17 protein-coding genes are annotated in these 18,445 nt (G+C 50.6%); 9 read left to right on the top strand and 8 right to left on the bottom strand.

All coding sequences use genetic code 11. From position 1 onward, the window contains the following. Nucleotides 1-26: 26 nt before the first annotated feature. The 5 genes from ABD852_RS08945 to ABD852_RS08925 all read left to right on the top strand — a co-directional run bounded on the left by ABD852_RS08945 (nt 27) and on the right by ABD852_RS08925 (nt 3,586). Nucleotides 27-260 (top strand): hypothetical protein, encoded by a 234-nt coding sequence (locus ABD852_RS08945; protein ID WP_345028002.1) that lies wholly within the window; start codon nt 27-29, stop codon nt 258-260. Nucleotides 261-321: 61 nt separating this feature from the next. Beyond that, on the top strand, nt 322-1,983 hold the full coding sequence (gene recN / locus ABD852_RS08940; RefSeq protein ID WP_345028001.1) for a DNA repair protein RecN: 1,662 nt from the start codon (nt 322-324) through the stop codon (nt 1,981-1,983). Between the two features lie 59 nt (nt 1,984-2,042). Next, a complete protein-coding gene (locus ABD852_RS08935) occupies nt 2,043-2,495 on the top strand; it encodes a viral A-type inclusion protein (protein ID WP_345027999.1) in 453 nt (150 codons plus the stop codon). An 18-nt stretch (nt 2,496-2,513) separates the two neighbouring features. Continuing rightward, nucleotides 2,514-3,170, top strand: coding sequence for an SCO family protein (locus tag ABD852_RS08930; RefSeq protein ID WP_345027997.1), 657 nt, complete (start codon nt 2,514-2,516; stop codon nt 3,168-3,170). After that, on the top strand, nt 3,167-3,586 hold the full coding sequence (locus tag ABD852_RS08925) for a c-type cytochrome (protein ID WP_345027996.1): 420 nt from the start codon (nt 3,167-3,169) through the stop codon (nt 3,584-3,586). The genes ABD852_RS08930 and ABD852_RS08925 overlap by 4 nt, the downstream gene beginning before the upstream one ends. An 18-nt stretch (nt 3,587-3,604) precedes the next feature. On the opposite strand, the gene lptC is transcribed toward ABD852_RS08925, so the two are convergent. The 3 genes from lptC to ABD852_RS08910 form a co-directional block, all read right to left on the bottom strand. Then, on the bottom strand, nt 3,605-4,129 hold the full coding sequence (lptC, locus tag ABD852_RS08920; protein WP_345027995.1) for an LPS export ABC transporter periplasmic protein LptC: 525 nt from the start codon (nt 4,127-4,129) through the stop codon (nt 3,605-3,607). Nucleotides 4,130-4,191: 62 nt separating this feature from the next. Further along, nucleotides 4,192-5,493, bottom strand: a complete 1,302-nt coding sequence (gene bamG / locus ABD852_RS08915) for a BamG family beta-barrel-assembly machinery protein (protein WP_345027994.1) — start codon at nt 5,491-5,493, stop codon at nt 4,192-4,194. Further along, complete coding sequence (locus ABD852_RS08910) at nt 5,483-6,214, bottom strand: type III pantothenate kinase (protein ID WP_345027992.1); 732 nt, start codon at nt 6,212-6,214, stop codon at nt 5,483-5,485. Before ABD852_RS08910 ends, bamG begins: the two co-directional genes overlap by 11 nt. A gap of 265 nt (nt 6,215-6,479) precedes the next feature. Here ABD852_RS08910 and rho point away from each other — a divergent pair, with 265 nt between their 5' ends. The 4 genes from rho (at nt 6,480) to ABD852_RS08890 (ending at nt 10,361) form a co-directional block, all read left to right on the top strand. Beyond that, nucleotides 6,480-8,288 carry a transcription termination factor Rho gene (gene rho, locus ABD852_RS08905; protein ID WP_345027991.1) on the top strand — a complete coding sequence of 603 codons (1,809 nt, stop codon included), beginning with the start codon at nt 6,480-6,482 and terminating at the stop codon, nt 8,286-8,288. Between the two features lie 146 nt (nt 8,289-8,434). Beyond that, nucleotides 8,435-9,325: an OmpA family protein gene (locus ABD852_RS08900; RefSeq protein WP_345027990.1), complete on the top strand. Its 891-nt coding sequence runs from the start codon at nt 8,435-8,437 to the stop codon at nt 9,323-9,325. An 18-nt stretch (nt 9,326-9,343) separates the two neighbouring features. Next, a complete protein-coding gene (locus ABD852_RS08895; protein ID WP_345027989.1) occupies nt 9,344-9,820 on the top strand; it encodes a hypothetical protein in 477 nt (158 codons plus the stop codon). Between the two features lie 40 nt (nt 9,821-9,860). Next, nucleotides 9,861-10,361 (top strand): hypothetical protein, encoded by a 501-nt coding sequence (locus ABD852_RS08890; RefSeq protein WP_345027988.1) that lies wholly within the window; start codon nt 9,861-9,863, stop codon nt 10,359-10,361. A 139-nt stretch (nt 10,362-10,500) separates the two neighbouring features. On the opposite strand, the gene ABD852_RS08885 is transcribed toward ABD852_RS08890, so the two are convergent. The 5 genes from ABD852_RS08885 to ABD852_RS08865 all read right to left on the bottom strand — a co-directional run bounded on the left by ABD852_RS08885 (nt 10,501) and on the right by ABD852_RS08865 (nt 18,327). Then, a complete protein-coding gene (locus tag ABD852_RS08885) occupies nt 10,501-11,334 on the bottom strand; it encodes a CvfB family protein (protein WP_345027987.1) in 834 nt (277 codons plus the stop codon). Nucleotides 11,335-11,454: 120 nt separating this feature from the next. Further along, nucleotides 11,455-12,771, bottom strand: coding sequence for a TolC family protein (locus ABD852_RS08880; protein ID WP_345027986.1), 1,317 nt, complete (start codon nt 12,769-12,771; stop codon nt 11,455-11,457). A 23-nt stretch (nt 12,772-12,794) separates the two neighbouring features. Then, nucleotides 12,795-15,890 (bottom strand): efflux RND transporter permease subunit, encoded by a 3,096-nt coding sequence (locus ABD852_RS08875; RefSeq protein ID WP_345027985.1) that lies wholly within the window; start codon nt 15,888-15,890, stop codon nt 12,795-12,797. A gap of 52 nt (nt 15,891-15,942) precedes the next feature. Beyond that, entirely contained in the window at nt 15,943-16,998 is a 1,056-nt protein-coding gene (locus tag ABD852_RS08870; protein WP_345027984.1) for an efflux RND transporter periplasmic adaptor subunit, read from the bottom strand. Nucleotides 16,999-17,079: 81 nt separating this feature from the next. Continuing rightward, nucleotides 17,080-18,327, bottom strand: a complete 1,248-nt coding sequence (locus tag ABD852_RS08865; RefSeq protein ID WP_345027983.1) for a chorismate-binding protein — start codon at nt 18,325-18,327, stop codon at nt 17,080-17,082. Nucleotides 18,328-18,445: the final 118 nt, after the last annotated feature.

The following is an 18,445-nucleotide window of genomic DNA, read 5'->3' as shown; positions in this document are numbered from 1 at the left end:
TAGGTCACCTTAAGTGCCTGCATCGCATGAAGAAAAGACTTACCAGGGTTTTTGGTGAACGCCTGTCCGGTGAAACACCCGTTACCCTTCCTAAAAATACGCCGGTAAATGTTGTCAAAAGAACCGGGGATACGCTCTTCGGAAGGGTAACCCAACAATCTTCAACCCGGCTTTTGCTTGAAGACAACCGGTTTCACCCGCATTCGATCCCGATTCCCGACATAGACGTAGTAGTATACGATATGCCTGCGCCTTTCTGAACAATCGCTTTCAGTTTGCCTTGCTCTTGGTTAATTTCGGGAATTAATTAAATACAGTTACATGCTCACCCATCTGCTGATAAAGAACTATGTCCTGATCGATCACCTGGAACTCCCTTTGTCTCCGGGCCTGACCATTATCACGGGTGAAACGGGAGCCGGGAAGTCTATCCTGCTGGGAGCTATCGGCCTGCTCCTCGGGCAACGTGCAGAAACCAGGGTGCTGCAATCGCAGGACTCCAAATGTATTATCGAAGGGACCTTTGAATTGTCCGGGTATGGGTTGCAGGCTCTTTTTGAGGAGGAAGAGCTGGATTATGCACCGCTCACTCTTATCAGGAGGGAAATTACTCCCAACGGGAAGTCGCGCGCTTTTGTAAATGACACCCCGGTAAATCTCGACCTCCTGAAGCGAATTACCGAAAAACTGATCGACATCCATTCCCAGCACGATTCGATACTGCTCGGAAACGGGTCTGTACAAACTGACCTGCTGGACGCATTCGGGAGCAACTCCGAAAAGTTGAGACTGTACGAAGAGCGCTATGACGCCTACAAAAAAGCTGAAGAAGCCCTCCGGAAAATCAACGAGGAAGCCGGGCTGATCCGCAAAGAAAATGATTATCACCATTACCTCTGGCAGGAGCTGGACCACGCCGACCTCCGGGCCGGTGAAAGTGCCGGTCTTGAAAGTGAGCTGGCGATCCTGGAGCATGCCGCCGAAATTAAGGCAAAATTCCTGGGCATTCAGCAAGGCCTGGACGGCCAGGAGGTTTCTGCGCTTACTCTTCTGAATGAAAGCGCCTACGCCCTGCAGCAAATCAACCGGCTGGCCCCGGCTTACCAGGCATTGGCGCAGCGCCTGCAGGACGTGCTGGTTGAACTAAAAGACATCTCCGGCGAAATAGATGACGCTGCAGACCAGGTTGAAATCAACGACGAGCGAATGGCTACCGTGGCCGAGCGCCTGGATAACCTCTACCAGCTGACAAAAAAACACCAGGTGGGGCATCCGGATGAGCTGATAGAGATAAGAGACGACCTGAGGCTAAAAATCGACAGGTTTGAAAGCCTTGATGCAGTGCTGAAAGCAGCGGAAAAGGAGTCGGAAGAGGCGTTGAACCAGATGCTGGCCCAGGGCAGGGAATTATCCAAAGCCAGGAAAGCCATCATACCGCGCTTTGAAGAGCTGATTTCGTCGCTCGTGCGGGATTTGGGGATAGCGCACGCTGTTTTCCAGGTGAACCTGACCGATCAGGCAGTCCCGGCCAGAAGCGGTCTGGAAAGAGTTGACTTTTTGTTCTCCGCCAACAAGGGGCTGCCGCCTCAGCCGCTCAGGAATGTGGCCTCAGGTGGTGAATTTTCTCGCCTCATGCTCGCCTTCAAATACGCTGTAGCAGAGAAAAAACAGCTGGGAACACTTATTTTTGACGAAATAGATAGTGGAATTTCCGGTGAAATTGCCCGGAAAATGGGGGAAATGTTGAAGCAAATGGCGCGAAAGCATCAACTGATCACAATTACTCACCTCCATCAGATAGCGGCTTTCGGCGATCAGCACCTGTTTGTTTATAAAGATAACACCAGGCAGACCACTATCAGCAAAATCAGGCAGCTTTCAGAGAAAGAAAGAATTGAAGAGCTGGCCCAGATGATCGGCGGTCAGAACCCTTCCGAATCAGTGGTGGCAAATGCGCGGGAACTTCTAAAAAACTCCCTTTAACGAATCTATTTCCGTATCTTTACAGGTAAGTCCCTTCATTGGCAAATACAAACAGACACATGATGACTGCTTTCAGATTCCTCCCGACGCTGGCGATTGCCGGTTTGCTTTTTTCCGGTTGCTCCTCTGCCGACAAAAACGATTATGCTGTAATAGACGGTGAAATCCTGGACATTCACGACGAAATTATGCCCAAACTGGAGGACGTCAATCGTTATTCCGAAGAAATCAAAAGCAAGATCGCTAAACTGGACAGTCTTCAGCAGGAGGGCATAAGCAGCAATACCGTGGCCGAACAAAGACTCAAAGCCAATGACCTCCTGGTAAGATTGCACACGGCAGACAGCCTGATGTGGGAATGGATGCACGGGTACGAAGCCGATTCTGCCAGGGCACTTCCAAATGACGATGAAGTACGTCAGTATTTCGAAAACGAAAAAAAGAGAATTCTGGAGGTAAAAGAGAAAACGGAAAGCAGCCTCCGCGATGCGCAGCAGTTTCTGGAAAAGTAGCTCCGGACATTTTATATCATGATTACCGCTTTAAAAAAATTTGTGGTGCCGATAGGTATCGGTGCGGTACTTCTGGCCGGCTGTACCGGCAGTGGTGACAAAAAGCTCCCTATCCTCGGCGAACGCGACTGGGTGGAAAAAGTAATAGACGGGAAAACAGTTACCGACACCATTTATCACCAGATTCCGGGCTTTTCCTTTGTCAGCCAGCATGGCGACTCCATTACGGAGAAGCAGGTCGAGGGTAAAATCTTTGTTGCGGACTTCTTTTTTACGTCCTGCCCGACCATTTGTCCCGTCATGAAGAAGAACATGCTGAAAGTGTTCAAGGCCATACAAGACAAACCGGATGTCGCCATCCTATCGCACACCATTGACCCGGTACATGACACCCCGCAGGTATTGCTGAAATACGCTACCGATCTGGGCGTATCCGGTGATCAGTGGCTGTTTCTTACGGGGCAGAAAGCGGATATCTACGGGATTGCCCAGCGGTATTTCGTGGCTGCCAATGAAGAAGGCAGCGCACCCGGCGGCTTTATTCACAGCGGCGCGTTCACGCTGGTAGACAAGGACAAGCATGTGCGGGGTGTGTACGACGGAACCGACGATAAGAAGGTCGCGCAGCTAATTAGTGATATTGAAGTTTTGCGTAAAGAATACGAGAAAAAGTGAAAGTTCCGGTCAATTGGATGCTTGCCTTATCGGTTGCCTCGGTGTTCGGCTGCATATCCCGCGAGGCTATAAAACGTGAGCAATATTTTGTGGAAGGAGAGCGCCTTTACGGCGTTTACTGTGCCAACTGTCACCAGGCAAATGGTGAAGGTATGGCCAACCTTTATCCGCCGCTTCATTTCCCGGGGGATAAAAAACGCTTTATTCAAATTGTAAAACACGGCCTGGAAGGAGAAATTACGGTCAACGGCGTCTCGTACAACAGGCCTATGCCGGCAAATCCGGGGTTACAGGAACTTGATATAGCGGAAATCACTACCTATGTCTATAACAAATGGGGAAAAGAAACGAGTTACACCCCCATTGACACAGTGAAGAAGACACTTCGGGATTTCAAGCAATCGGATCTCCGCTAAGAAGACCGTGCCCGGGAACTACTCCATTTTTACTACTCCGTTAACCTTTCGGAGCGACATCACCGAAAAGTCCTGCCGCGCGTCCAGCCCGGTACCGTTCAGAATACTGGAGGTCTGCCGCCTGATAATTTTATTGGGCTTATCGTTGTAGACTTTCTGCGTGCCCGGGTTCCAGTTCAGTTCCGACGTATACAAATACTCCTGTTTCACCGAGTTGACGACCACCACCTTACCAATCACGGTATAGATATTTTTAGCATTGTCAAACCGGCCGGAGTCCGAGCGGATGGTTGTGATACGGGTGCCCAGCGAGTCAAAAAAAACAATATTAACGGAGTCCGGAAAAACCTTGTCGCCATTCAGATACCGCAACTGAACCGGGGTTTTCATTTCTACGCTGACCCTACCCTTTTCACTGTATTTAACCCCGACATCGTAGATTTCTTCCTGCGGGCCATCGTACCGTTTGAACGCTTTCTTCTCTTCCTGGCGGCAGCTCCAAAAGAGAAATGCAATGCCCGCAATGAGCATTGCATATTTCATTATTCCTGGAAGTGGTGCGCCTTTTCCTGACATTGGGCATTTCCGTTTTCCACGGACCTTCGCTAATCCAGGCGGGGTTTCTGGAACCAACGGTCTCCGAATGCCCACGCAACCGTCATACGGAGATACCGTTCCCTGATAGAATTGGCCGAGATCGTACCACGCTCCCCGCCGGTAAAGGCAAGGCTTAACGTACTTGCTCCGTCACGGCCAACCGGTAGCCCTAAACCGGCCGTTATGGCAGTTTCGTTAATTTGGCTTCCGCCCGGCGCATAATAGCTCGGGCCGAAATTAAAACCGGCACGGTAGGATATAAGATCGAAATAACGCTGTGAACGGGCTTTGGGAATGTAATCGGCACCCACGTAGAACCTGCCGGTACTGGCTACCTGCCTACTCTCCGGGTTTCCGAACGGCCGGAAGGCAGCCCAGTCAGAATATTCATAATCTGCGGAAAGCAAAAGATTAAAAGGCATTTCAAAGCTTGCTCCGACGCGGAACTGGCTCGGCATCTGGACCGAACCCTTTTTATTGTTCAGCAGGGTATCGGTAGCATGGCCCGGAACGGGAAATGAATTTTGAGTCAGCTCATAAAATGTCGTCCGCCTTGCATGCAGGGAATTCCCGTAGGTATAGGTACCGCCCAGGTTCAGAAACATTTTATCCTTTTTAAGCGGCAGCCTGACGGCAAGGCCGCCCCGTCCGGTAATATTCTTCAGGTTCAACTGTTCCCTGATCCCGGCGGTATTGTCACTGGGGCTGCCGGTAATCAAAGAAAGCTCACTTGACTTCTGTATGTTGCCGAAAAGATAAACAATATCGACGCCGACGTTTATATATTTACCAATGGCAAAGCCGTTGGTCCAGGCCACCCGGTTAAGCGCGCCCTTTCCATAGAAGCTATATACGCTCGGGTAATTGGTTCCGGCTACGATATTCCGCGCTGCAGTGTTATAGTCTACATAGGAATAAGGCTTTATCGAGACTGCTGAAGTCCAGTAATGTTTAATCGGGAATGAAAGGACCAGGTGCGAAATATTGGCGGCCAGTGTCTTTTGGTGGGCGCCCGGTGCCCTTGTATCCTTGAATTGCGCAGATCCCGCAAATTCGAAAGCAGTGAAGCGGTTTCTCACGGCCAGTGCCGGGTTAAGGCCGCTGACCTGCATCCCGTAGGTAGCAGCTACTCCTGCCCCACCGGTTGCTTCATTAATTGAGAAGGCGGTACCCTGCAAGTCCCCCAAACCGAGTATAGAATAAGGCGAATTTCCCATTCCCTGTCCGAAACCGGTGGTCACACCAGCCAGTCCAGCCAGGACGAAAAAACAGCTCAGACCATACTTAAAACTTCTAACTTCAAACGTCATTATATTGTAATATTCTGTTCAACCCTATGAGTACCAGCTCCGGGACTGCAAATATGGGGAGTTTGAGACGACTTTCAAAGAACGAAACGTCTCCGCCGCACATCAAAACCCTTGCGTCTTCGTACTGCTCCCTGTAAGCTCCTATCATACCTTCTATCTCCCTGGCCATTCCGTTTACGGCACCGCTTTGCATGGCTTTAACAGTACTTTTACCGATCAGACCGGCCTCTTGCGGCTCTTCTATAAGCGGCAGGCGCTTTGTAAAGTGATGCATGGCCTTCAACCGCATCTTCAGCCCCGGTGCGATGGCGCCCCCCTGAAAAACCCCTTCCGCATCTATCAGATCATACGTAATGCAGGTTCCTGCATCAATAACAATAAGATCAGACCCAGGAAAAAGGCTGTTGGCTCCGGCCGCAGCGGCAAGCCTGTCCACACCCAGCGTTTGCGGGGTTTCATAGCTTACCCCAATCGGCATCGGCGTACTGTTGCTAAGACGCAGAACCGGGACATTTAGTTGCAGTGCGCTCCGAAAATCATCCGGAGAATAACTTACGGAAGAGAAAATGATCTTTTCGCCCGGCTCTTTACTGACCGCCGCTACCATCTCGTCGAAACGCAGGCCGGTCACATACCGGACCAGACGGTTTTCATCAAACCATCCTATTTTTGAATAGGTATTTCCGGAATCGATCGCCAGGTTCATATAAATGCGACGCAAAACTCAATTTTTATCTTGAAAAATGCTACTTCCGGTTTGTTTTTTTAATTTTTTATTTACCTTTGCAAACAGAACCTCGCATCAAAGAGGTGGCTTGTCTCTAGCAATTCCTGTTCTTACTTAATTACCGATTCTCATACTTGATGTTATTCCATGGCTTTTGCCAATAGCGCAATCAGCTGCTTGATTCGGCACGTTTTCCCCCAATAATTTTCAATATTATTCCATTATACAGGGCTCCGTAGCGAACGCCCAACTGCATTGTATGTTCTCCATAGATGATTTGAATCTGAAACTCCTTTCTGAGTTAAAAGAAATTGCTGAATCCTTTGGTATTTTTAATTACAAAGGGCTCTCCAAGAAAGAAATTGCCCTGAAAATACTGGAAAAACAAAACGAAAATATACCCGCACCAGTCAAAGAACCTGAAACACGTGTTGAGCCGGCCCCGTCAGTGGCGCCTGCGCCTAAAGCAGCCCGCGAACCGCGGCCGGTAACAGAACCGGTTGCCCAGGAGGAAAGTGGTGCAAAAAGAAAGAGAACAAGAATCAACAAAGGTGCGGGCGAAGTTTCCGCTCCGGTCGCTACCAGCCATCGTACCGAAATCCCCGCCGCAGCCGAGCCGTTCCGCCGTGATACCAAGGCCAAACCGGCACGGGTTTCCGCCGCAGTACCGGAAATACCAGAAGAGGCGCCGAGTATGGATGAGCAGGAAGCCGGGATCGATTTCCTGGATTCGCTGGAAGCGCCCGAGATGATTGATAATTTTGACTTATACAGTGACGAGGAGCTGGAAGCCGGCAGCGCCGTTGCCGAGGCTCCGGAATCGCCTGCAGAAGAAGCCGTTTCCAAAACAGCCAAGCAACCTCACCAGGCCAATAAAAACGACGGTGAACGTAACCGGGAAGAATACGCGGGCAAGATCAAGAAAAACTATAACAACTACGTCAGGGAATTCGACGGCCTGATCGTAAACGAAGGCGTACTTGAAATCATGCAGGACGGGAGCTACGGCTTTATGCGCTCTGCCGACTACAATTACCTCGCCAGTCCCGATGACATTTATGTGTCTCCGTCTCAGATCAAGCTTTTCGGCCTGAAGACCGGCGATACGATCAAAGGGCAAATTCGTCCGCCGAAAGACGGGGAAAAATATTTCGCTTTACTGCGTGTGGAAACGGTCAACGGAAAAACCACGGAAGAAATCAGAGACCGTATTCCGTTTGAATACCTGACACCGCTTTTCCCGGAGGAACGGCTCAACCTCAGCTCCAAACCGGACTTGTACTCCACCCGGATACTGGACCTCTTTGCCCCCATCGGGAAAGGCCAGCGCGGGATGATCGTAGCACAACCCAAAACAGGCAAAACGGTACTGCTGAAGGAAGTAGCCAACGCCATTACCCGCAACCACCCCGAAGTTTACCTTATTATTCTGCTGATCGACGAACGCCCGGAAGAGGTAACGGACATGCAGCGCAGTGTGCGGGCAGAAGTAATTTCCTCGACGTTCGACGAACAGGCCGATCGCCACGTAAAGGTATCCAGCATTGTGCTCGAGAAAGCCAAGCGCATGGTAGAATGCGGGCATGACGTAGTGATTCTCCTGGATTCGATCACGAGATTGGCACGCGCCTATAATACCGTAGTACCTTCATCCGGGAAAATACTTTCAGGTGGTGTGGATGCGAACGCGCTTCATCGCCCGAAACGTTTCTTCGGCGCCGCCCGGAATGTCGAGAACGGTGGTTCGCTGACCATTATCGCAACCGCACTGATCGAGACCGGATCCAGGATGGATGAGGTTATTTTCGAGGAATTCAAAGGAACCGGTAATATGGAACTGCAACTTGACCGGAAGCTATCCAACAAGCGCGTATTCCCGGCTATCGACGTAATGACCTCCGGAACCCGCAGAGAAGACCTGCTCCTGGACAAGGAAACACTTCAAAAAGTTTGGGTCCTGAGAAAGCATATGGCCGATATGAACCCGGTAGAAGCAATGGACTTCCTGTTGACCAACATGCGAGGTACAAGGAACAACGAAGAGTTCCTGATCTCAATGAACCGTTAAGGATTTATGAAAATACTGTAAAATTAAAAAGCTGCAATTGCAGCTTTTTTTTATCCCAAAAAAAACGACGTATACTAACGATCGAAATTACATAATTATTAACTTCCGAAAATTTATAACCTCTCACTAACACATTCCATTGCACTATGAATAGCAGTAATTCTGTCTGGATCGCGCTACTGGTAGTTTGGATCGCCGGGTCAACCTGGTGGCATGTTTGCAAAATCAAACTCCTCTGCCACGATCCTGCCCCCGTTGCGGAAGCGGAGGTCACACCAGCCATCCCCCCGTTGCACGTAATGGACGGTGCAGCACTTATGCTCACCGCTCCCACCAATTTTTCGTTTGCCAAATCAGGGCACCAGGTGAATACCGAAGGCCTGGGCGCCGTACTCGATTCTGTAGGTGGCTACCTCAAAAGCCTGCCCGATAAAAGGCTTATTATCACCGGCCTGTACGCGGGCAGCGAAACGAACACCAGCAGTTTTCCCGATCTGGGCATTGCACGTGCCGAGGCGGTAAAAGCCTACTATGTTGGCAAAGGTATACCGGCTTCAATTTTTTCGACAAAAAGCAGGCTTACGGATGATCTTGTTTTTATCCGTGATTCCGTCTGGGGCGGCATCGACCACACCTTTATCGACGCGCTGACCCTTACTGAAAACAACCTGGCGGAGGAGCAAAAGTTCCAGGACATCTTTAAACCGCTGGACCTGTATTTCAACACGGGAAGTACCAACTACATAGAAACCGGTGACAACCAAAGATTCCTGGAGGAAGCAAAGCTGTTTCTTGCACAGAATAAGGATAAAAAGCTCACACTGACAGGTCATACCGACAACGTAGGAAACGCCGGTGCCAACCTGAAGCTGTCACAAGGCAGGGCCGAATCGGTACGGGATGTGCTGGTGAAATTCGGCATCCCCGAGAGCCAGATCATGGTTACTGCCAAGGGGCAAACGCAGCCCAAGGCGTCTAATGATACACCCGACGGGAAAGCCGCTAACAGAAGGGTTTCTATTGTTGTCTCACAATAACCAAAATATAACAAGACTATGTTTGATTTAAATCCGCACAACTTGTTAGACGCCTGGTGGCAACACCTGCTCATGATTTTGGTGTCGGCAGTTTTAGGCTACATCATCGGCTACCGTCAGGGCATGTCGGCAATTAACAAGATCGAAGATCACCTCGCTCGTTTAGGCGTTGAGCTTGAAAAATGCAGAAAAAGCCTGGTTGTAGTGCAGCCCGACCTGATTGTGGCAGCGCTGACAAGAACCGACGATCTAAAGCTCATTGAGGGAATAGGGCCTAAAATCGAGAGACTGCTCAATGCTGCAGGGATCAAAAATTTTGCGCAACTGAGCGCTGCCTCCGCCGTTTCACTGCGTGAGATTCTCGACAAAGCCGGCCCGGCCTTTCAAATTCACGATCCCAGCACCTGGCCGGCCCAATCCAAACTGGCGCATGAAGGCAAATGGGCAGAGCTGGAAAAGTGGCAGGAAGAGCTGGATGGCGGAGTGGAGCCGTAAAACAATCGTCAAACTGATCAATTATTCAACCAATTGAGATATGATATTATTGGAACTTACTCCCCTGTCAACTACGGTGGCCATCCCGGAAATGGTCATAATACTGCTGATAGCAGCCCTGATAGGGTATATGATCGGACGCTGGATCACAAAAGGCCAGCGTGAACAGCTTGAACAAGTCCTGGTTTCCAAAGAAGCAGACCTGGACGAATGTAAGGCCCGCCAGGCGCCCGCTTCCGGAGGTATAAAGGCTGCAGCATTGCAGGCCGACACTCCTATTTCCAGGGACGACCTGAAAGTGGTGGAAGGTATCGGACCCAAGATTGAAAAATTGTTGAACAGCGCAGGCATCTACCAGTTCAGCCAGCTCGCAGATACCAAAGCCGAAGTAATCGCCGAAATCCTGCAAAATGCGGGCCCGCGGTTCCGGATTCACGATCCGCAGACCTGGCCCGAGCAGGCCGCGCTGGCAAGAGACGACAAATGGGAGGAGCTTGAGGTTTTACAGGAGAAACTAAACGGCGGCCGCGACCTCGCGTAGTTTTGACCCCGTCATCCCTGCCGTAGCGGAGGGATTTCCCACTGAGGTTAGCCACGAATTCACGAATCTGGCTTTTTTCATTCGTGAATTCGTGGCTTTCTAATCAGGAAAATGATACCGGTGGAGACAACAATATACGTTAACGTACAAGCCGGATCCCCTCCTGCTCCAGCGTTATGACACCCTTTTTGTAAAGGCCGCCTATCGCTTTTTTGAAGTTCTTTTTACTCATCTCAAGCGCGCGCTCAATCTCCTCGGGGCTGCTTGTGTCGTTCAGAGCGAGAAACCCGCCGTTTGATTTCAGGAGCTCGTAAATCCGATCTGCGTGGCCTTCGGTTTTTTCATAACCGATTTTTTCCAGCGAAACATCAATCTTATTCCCGTCGCGTATGGTCCTGACATAACCGGTAGTACGCTGGCCTACGGTTACTTTCTTGAAGACATCATTGTAAAAGACCAGCCCAATGTGGTAATTATTGATAATGACGTTGTACCCCAGGTCGGTTCTTTCCGCCACCAGCAACTCTACCTCGTCGCCTTCCTGCACAAGCAAGCGCTCATTGTCCAGGTTCTGCCGCCATTTTGCCGTGGCCAACAGGCGATCTGTCCTACGATCCAGGTAAAGAAAAACGATATAGGACTCACCGGCACGCATTGGCGTCACCTGCTCGCTATAGGGAACAAAAAGATCCTTTTCCAAGCCCCAGTCCAGGAAAGCCCCATAGCTGTTGACCTCTTTTACGGCTAAATATCCGAATTCGTTCCGGAGAAGCTTCGGCGTCTGGGTGGTTGCAACAGGACGGTCCTCAGAGTCCTTGTAGACAAAAACCCTGGTAGTTTCTCCCACCTGCATGTCCTCGGTAACATACTTGTTCGGAAGCAATACCTCGGCTCCTTCCGGTTCACTCAGGTAGAGCCCCACACTGGTCAGGCGCTCAATGGTGAGTTCATTGTACTTTCCCAAAAACAACATAGGCTTTTTACTACAGGATTAATTTAAAACCGGAACTATCCGCAAAGATACCATAGGTTTTGCCCAGCTTCCTAATAAAAGCACTTTATCCGTTGTCAAAAGACCCAACCGGGAAAAAATCTAGTTCAACTGATTCGCGATGCGCTGCAGCGAAATCTCAGCTGCCTTAGCCGCATAGCTCAGGTTGACAAGCCGGTACCCGGCGTCTTCAAAGCTTTTCTGGGCCTCACGTACATCAATAATGGTTGCCTGGATTAACTCAAAGCGCTGCATTGTCAGGTTAAGAAGGTCCTGAGTGAGGCGGTAGTTCCTGGTTTCCGTCTCAAGCTGCTTCAATGCATTCTGATAAGCATGGTAGGTCTTGTACACATCGGCACGGAAATCCCTTTCCAATATCTCTTTCTGCTTCCTGGCCGTTTTTACATCGACGGCTGCTGCGTCCTGCTGCCTTTTGTACGCATTGCCGTTGTAAATCGGTACGGCAAGGCTAAGACCTATATTGGGGCCGTACGACTGGTTCAGAAGGTTAAAACCTGCTGCGCTCTGGACCCGGCTGTAATTCAGCCCCGCATTTAAGCGAACCGTGGGGTACCGCTGAGCCGATATCTCCTTTTGAATCAACTCATTGACCCTTATCTGGTTATCAGCGGCTTTAATATTGGTGTTTGCCGGCAGTCGTTCCAGTATGGCTTCCAGGGACACATCCCTGGAAACAACAATTGTATCAGACACGGCCAGACGGGTGCCCGGATCGACCGTCATCAGGCGGAGTAACTCGGCTTTCGCTACTTCCACCACCAGCATCTGGTTCATCAGCAACTGGTTGGCGGTATTGATGTCAATCTGGGCCTGAAAAACATCGGCGTTATTGGCCATTCCCGCTGACCTGCGCGTTTCCAGTACTTCCAACCTTTTTTCAGAGGCCAGAATGGACTGGCGGATGGTCTTCACGTAACTTTGTTGCCTGACAATATCGTAGTAGGCGGTCGACACGTCGGCAATCAAGTTCTGGATATTAGCGACCAGCAACTCTTCGCCTTGCTGTTGCAATTGCTCCAAGCGTTTTTTGGTAGACACAATTCTGTGGCCGTTGTACAGTACCATAGAGCCTGCCAGGCCGGCCGAAAGGTTATTTCCGGCAGCACCGGCCCGCTCAATATTCGTGCCATTCTGCAAACGCTGGTGTATGTTCATCACCTGTTCGGTATTGCTGATCGTCGCGGCCACGCCGGGCAAACCACCTGCCACCCCGTAATGGTTCAGGAGCGTGCGGGCTTCCACTTCATTTTTGGCAATACTTATTTCGAGGCTATTCTTCAGCGCGGTCTCGATCGCATTTCTTAAATCAACCGCAGTACTATCCTGTGCGCTCAGGCTATGCGAACAAAAACCGGCAATCAAACCAATACCGGCTTTCCCAATAATTTTCAAATTCATAAAACGCCCTGTCTTTCCGGCCACTATACGGCCAGTTCCGGTTCTAATTGAGTTTTCTCTTCATGGTGAGGTTTATCCTTCCCGGAGATAAAAGTATATACCGCCGGTATGACAAACAGGGTCAGAATCAGCGAAAAAGCCAACCCGCCGACGATGACCACCCCCAGGGGAACCCGGCTGGTTGCCGCAGCGCCGAAACCTATGGCAATAGGCAAGGCGCCGAACGCGGTAGCCAGCGTGGTCATCAGAATGGGCCGCAGGCGTTGTGTAGCCGCTTCCACCACAGCTCGGCGCATGGGGATGCCGGCCTCCCTTTTCTGGTTGGTGAACTCCACAATCAATATCCCGTTCTTGGTAACCAGCCCCACCAGCATGATCATCCCGATCTGCGAGAAGATATTGATGGTATGACCCAATAAATAGAGCGTAGTGAGCGCCCCTGCCAACGCCAGCGGTACAGTCAGCATGATCGTCAGCGGATCCCGGAAACTCTCAAACTGTGCGGCCAAAACCAGGTAAATGAGCACAAGTGCCAGTGAAAAAGCGAAAAGCGTATTGGAAGAACTTTCCTCGAAATCGCGTGACGGGCCGGAGAGCGAAGTCTGGAAACTTTCGTCAAGCACCCGCGCCGATATGGCGCGCATGGCATTCACCCCGTCGCCTATCGTTTTCCCTTCTGCCAGCGACGCCGAAATGGTGGCGCTCTTGTAACGGTTGTAACGATAAAGCGTTGGCGGACCGCTGGCTTCTTCTATCTTCACAACCGACATCAAGGGGATATTCTGTCCGCGATTATTACGGACATACAGTTTCGAAATATCCTCCGGAACGGTACGGTCAGAATGTTCTACCTGGCCAATTACCTGGTACTGCATGCCATTCATGATAAAATAGGCAAGGCGACGGCCACTGAAAGCGCCCTGGATAGTTGCGGCAATGTCAGCCGTAGACAGGCCCAGGTCGCGTGCTTTAATCCGGTCGATTTCAATGTTCAGCTCCGGCTTGTTGAATTTCAGGTTTACATCCACATTACCGAATGTGGGGTCGTTGGACGCCTCTTCAAGAAAAACCGGGATCACTTCGGCAAGTTTCTGAAAGTCAAGATTCTGTAGAATAAACTGAATGGGCAGGGCGCCCCGGGAGCCAAGGCCGACGGAAATGGTCTGTTCCTGGGCTGCAAAAATACGCGCCCCGTTGAAATCCTTCAATTTCCTGTTAATATCGTTTGCAATATCATTCTGCGACTTGATCCTTTCATTGGCCGGCACGAGCCCGATGCGCGCCATACCGCTGTTGGCGCCGGTGCTGCGCATGCTTGGCGTAGACGAGAAGACAAAGTCGCGCTCAGGTATTGAATCATTCAGGTATTGGGTGAGCTGATCCGAAATACTCTGCATTTCCACGTAGCTGGTTCCCTCCGGCGCGGTCAGCGTAAACCGGATGGAGCTACGGTCTTCCATCGGCGCCAGCTCGCTTTGCAGGTGGGTGTAGGTAAAATAGATAAGCCCCGCACAACCCAGGACAATCACCCAAGCCATCCAGCGTACCCGCATAAAGCCTTTCAACATGCGGTTGTAGCCATTCTCCATCCCTTCAAAAAAAGGCTCGGTTTTCTTGTAGACCCATCCGTTCCCGGTGTTTTTCCTGTGCAGGTATACGTTAAGAACAGGTGTAAGTGTGAGCGAGACAAAGGCCGAAATAAGCACTGCAGCAGCCAAAACGACACCGAATTCACGGAAGAGGCTCCCGACGAAACCTTCCAGGAAAATAACCGGGAGAAAAACTACGGCAAGGGTAATTGACGTCGAAATAACGGCGAAAAAAATCTCCTTACTGCCTTCTATGGCCGCTTTCCGGATCGGCATCCCCTCTTCCAGCTTACGGAAGATATTTTCTGTTACCACAATTCCATCGTCCACTACGAGCCCGGTAGCCAACACAATCCCGAGGAGCGTCAGGATATTCAGGGAGAAGCCTGCGAGGTACATGATGAAAAACGTGCCGATAAGCGAGATCGGGATGTCAATCAGCGGCCGGATCGCTATAACGAAATCCCTGAAAAAGAAGAGGATTACCATTACTACCAGGATAAAAGCAATCACCAGCGTTTCCTCCACTTCCTCGATACTCTGCTTCACCAGGCGGGTATTGTCGATCAGTACGTTAAAAGTAATGTCGGACTTATTGGACTCGGTAATTTCCGCAAGCCTTTTGTTGAACTCCTCCGATATTTTCACATAGTTGGCTCCCGGCTGCGGGACCACTGCAAGGCCCACCGAATAAACTTCATTGAATTTCCACGACTGCTCCTCCATTTCAGGCCCCAATTCTACTTTAGCCACGTTTTCCAGGCGTATTATCCCCATTGAGGCGTCGTCGCGCACGATCAGTTTATTGAAATCTTCTTCTGTCGTGAGCCGTCCCATGGTCCGGATCGTAAGCTCGGTATTGTCGCCGTAAATTTTCCCCGCGGGCATTTCCACGTTTTCAGCAGTCAGAATGCGGCTGATATCGTTAAAAGATACATTGTACGCGTTCATCTTGTCAGGCAGCAGCCAGATACGCATGGCGTATTTCTTTTGCCCGAATATGTTAACCGCGCTCACGCCGTTAATGGTTTGCAGCCTTTGCTGCAAGACGTTCTCTGCGTAATCGCTCAGCTCCATAAGCCCTTTGGTCGGGCTTTGGATGGCCAGCATCAGGATAAAGTCACTGTTGGCGTCCGATTTTACCACAACAGGCGGGGCGTCAATATCCTGGGGAAGATTCCGCAGTGCCTGGCTCACCTTATCGCGCACATCATTCGCCGCCTCTTCGAGCGGCACCTCCAGGTTAAACTCCACTGTGATGTAGCTGGAGCCAATCTGGCTGGTAGAAGTTATACTCCGGATTCCCTGAATCCCGTTTATGGCTTTTTCCAGGGGCTCTGTAATCTGGCTTTCAATAATATCGGCATTGGCGCCTACGTAACTGGTTCTCACGTTGACGGTAGGCGGGTCTACCGCCGGATAATCTCTCAGGGAAAGGTAGGAATACCCGATTCCGCCGAAGAGCACAATCGCGAGATTCATCACGATTGCCAATACCGGTCGCTTGATAGACAACTCAGATATATTCATGGCTCTCGTCTATAAAAAAGTTAGGTTTAAGAAAATTCGGGCCGCATTCATATCACAAGGTCTTTTCAGCAAAGGCATCCAGACCTTTTACATCCCGCACTTTTACCGGCCGGCCGGCCCGTGCAAAAAGCACGCCGCTCACCACTACGGTATCTCCCGCAGATACGCCCCGGGTAATTTCGACCAGGCTGGCCTGGCGCACCCCGGTTTCCACTTCCACCTGTTCTGCCTTCCCGTTTCTAACCAGTATTACCTTCTTGGCCTTCGCCTCGGGGATAATGCTGTTGGCCGGAATCTGGATCACCCTGCGGACGTCGCCCTGGTGCAGGTAGACTTTGGCAAATGCCCCCGGGCTGACGGTATTCTTCTGCAGTACGGCACGTACGGTAATGTTCCGGGAAGTAACATCCACCTGCGGCTCTGTCGCCACGATACGGGCCTGGATCGTCACCCCTTCCGCTTTATCCACTTCCACGTCGACCATTGTACCGACTTTGATATACGCTATATATTCTTCGGGAACATTGAAGTCAACCTTCAACTGGTTGGTTTCCTGCATGGTAGCAATCACCGTCGACGAGGTCACAAACGCTCCTTCGCTAATCTGCCGCAGCCCGACACGCCCGGTAAAAGGGGCCGTCACAACGGTTTTGTCAATCAGGGCTTTGGTTATTTCCAGGTCTGCCTTGAGACTGTTTACCTGGTTCTGCGCCAGGTCGAAATCGGCCTGGTTAACACCATTTACAGCTAGGAGTTTTCTGAGGCGTTCTTCCGAGAGCTCAGCCATATCCAGCTGAACCTGCGTCTTTCTCAACTGCGCCTGTAGATCCGCATCGTTGATCCGCGCAATCACGGTTCCCTTGCTTACCACTTTTCCCTCTGGTACATTAAGAAAAATCAGTCTCCCGCTGGTTTCCGGCATGAGCTGAACAAACTCGTTTGAAACGATCGAACCGTTCAGTTCTATGGTAGCCGCCAAATTATTGGTTTGCGCTACCACCACATCCACAATCGGCGGCGATTGGTTGTTTTGCTTAAAAGTGTCTTTTTTCTCCGTGCACGCCACCAATCCGATCGGGATCATGGCGAGCAGTACTTCTATTTTCATAGTTTCAGCTAAGGGTAATTTAATTGGGTTACGGCAAAAGAACGACGGACATGCTCCTGGAATACTGTCTTTTTGACAAGATTAATTTAAAAAACTGACACTCGGGTCAATAACACCCAGCAGCGTGTCACATTTCAGCTCGGTTTCCAACCATTCGTCTTCCGGGATTGAATCGGCCGTAATGCCTGCTCCCGCAAACAACGTCATAACATCACCATTCACTTTCAGCGTTCTGAGGTTCACAAAAAGGTCGGTATTTTCGTCCACATTTACCGGCCCCCAGTAGCCGCTGTAGAAAGCCCGGTCATAGCCTTCCAGTGTCGCGATGAGGTGGAGCGCCTGCTCCTTGGGCATACCGCAAACCGCCGAGGTAGGGTGCAGCAAACGCAGCATCACAGAACCGAGTTCAGGAAAGTTCACCGCTTCAAGATCTACTTCGAAATCGGACTTCAAATGGTAGAGATTGCCTGCTTTCGACGACTTCGGCCCCGTTTCACGATATTCCCGAAGCCTGATTTTTTTAAAGCACTCAATGATATACCGGCTCACAATCGCCTGTTCTTCAATTTCTTTCTCACTCCAGAGTACTTTTGATTTGGGCTTCAGCTGCCCGGCCGCGTCTTTGGCGGACTGGGTTCCGGCCAGGGCTACCGTCCGGAAGAAGCGTCGTTTCTTTACTCCCACGAGCAACTCGGGCGATGCCCCCAGCCATACCTCTCCAAGATGGGGCAGGCTAACCATCGAAACGAAAGCAGTCGGATAAACCGCTTCCAGCTTCAAAAACGCACGCACCAAACTAAAGCCCGGCACCATGTCAAATGATTTCGTTCTCGACAGAACCACTTTAAAAAGTTCGCCCTGCCGGACCGCATCCGCTCCCAGTTGCACAATACGTTTGTAGCGTTCCGCAAGCCCTTCCGGCATCCTGGGAAGCAGCTTGTTTTCCGGGATACTTTCTGCTGCGGCAGACTGCAGGGCCGCGGCTTTCTCGAACAGCGGTTCAGAAAAATGCCCGGTTTCCCCCACAGCCGCAGCAACAAACGGATGCCTGATTGAAAAGGAAACGGACAGGCTGCCCTCCAGGAAAAGGACATTCCCGCTGAAAGGCGCCATCAGGAAGCCGGACGGCAACTTCTCTAAATCAGGAATTACTTCAGCGGGAAGCATTTCTTCGGAGACAATTAACCGCACGTTGTCGGTTTCGGGGAGCCTCCAAATGGCTACAGGATGCCCGAAAGCCAGGGCGGCTTCCCAGATAAATTCTGCTCCAATTGTTTTAGTCGCTAACGAAGTACTGGCTTCTAGCGCGTTATTCTCATCATGGACCATCTAATACCAATACGAGTTTCGCAAATCTAAATATATTAACGCCACCGGGGAGGACGTGTTTTCCATATTCAGACTTGGATAACATTTGTTAACATTTGTAATCGCTTTTCAAAATTGA

It is taken from the genome of Ravibacter arvi (genome assembly GCF_039540405.1).
In the GTDB taxonomy this organism is placed as follows: domain Bacteria; phylum Bacteroidota; class Bacteroidia; order Cytophagales; family Spirosomataceae; genus Ravibacter; species Ravibacter arvi.
This window is presented reverse-complemented; position numbering and strand designations above follow the sequence as displayed.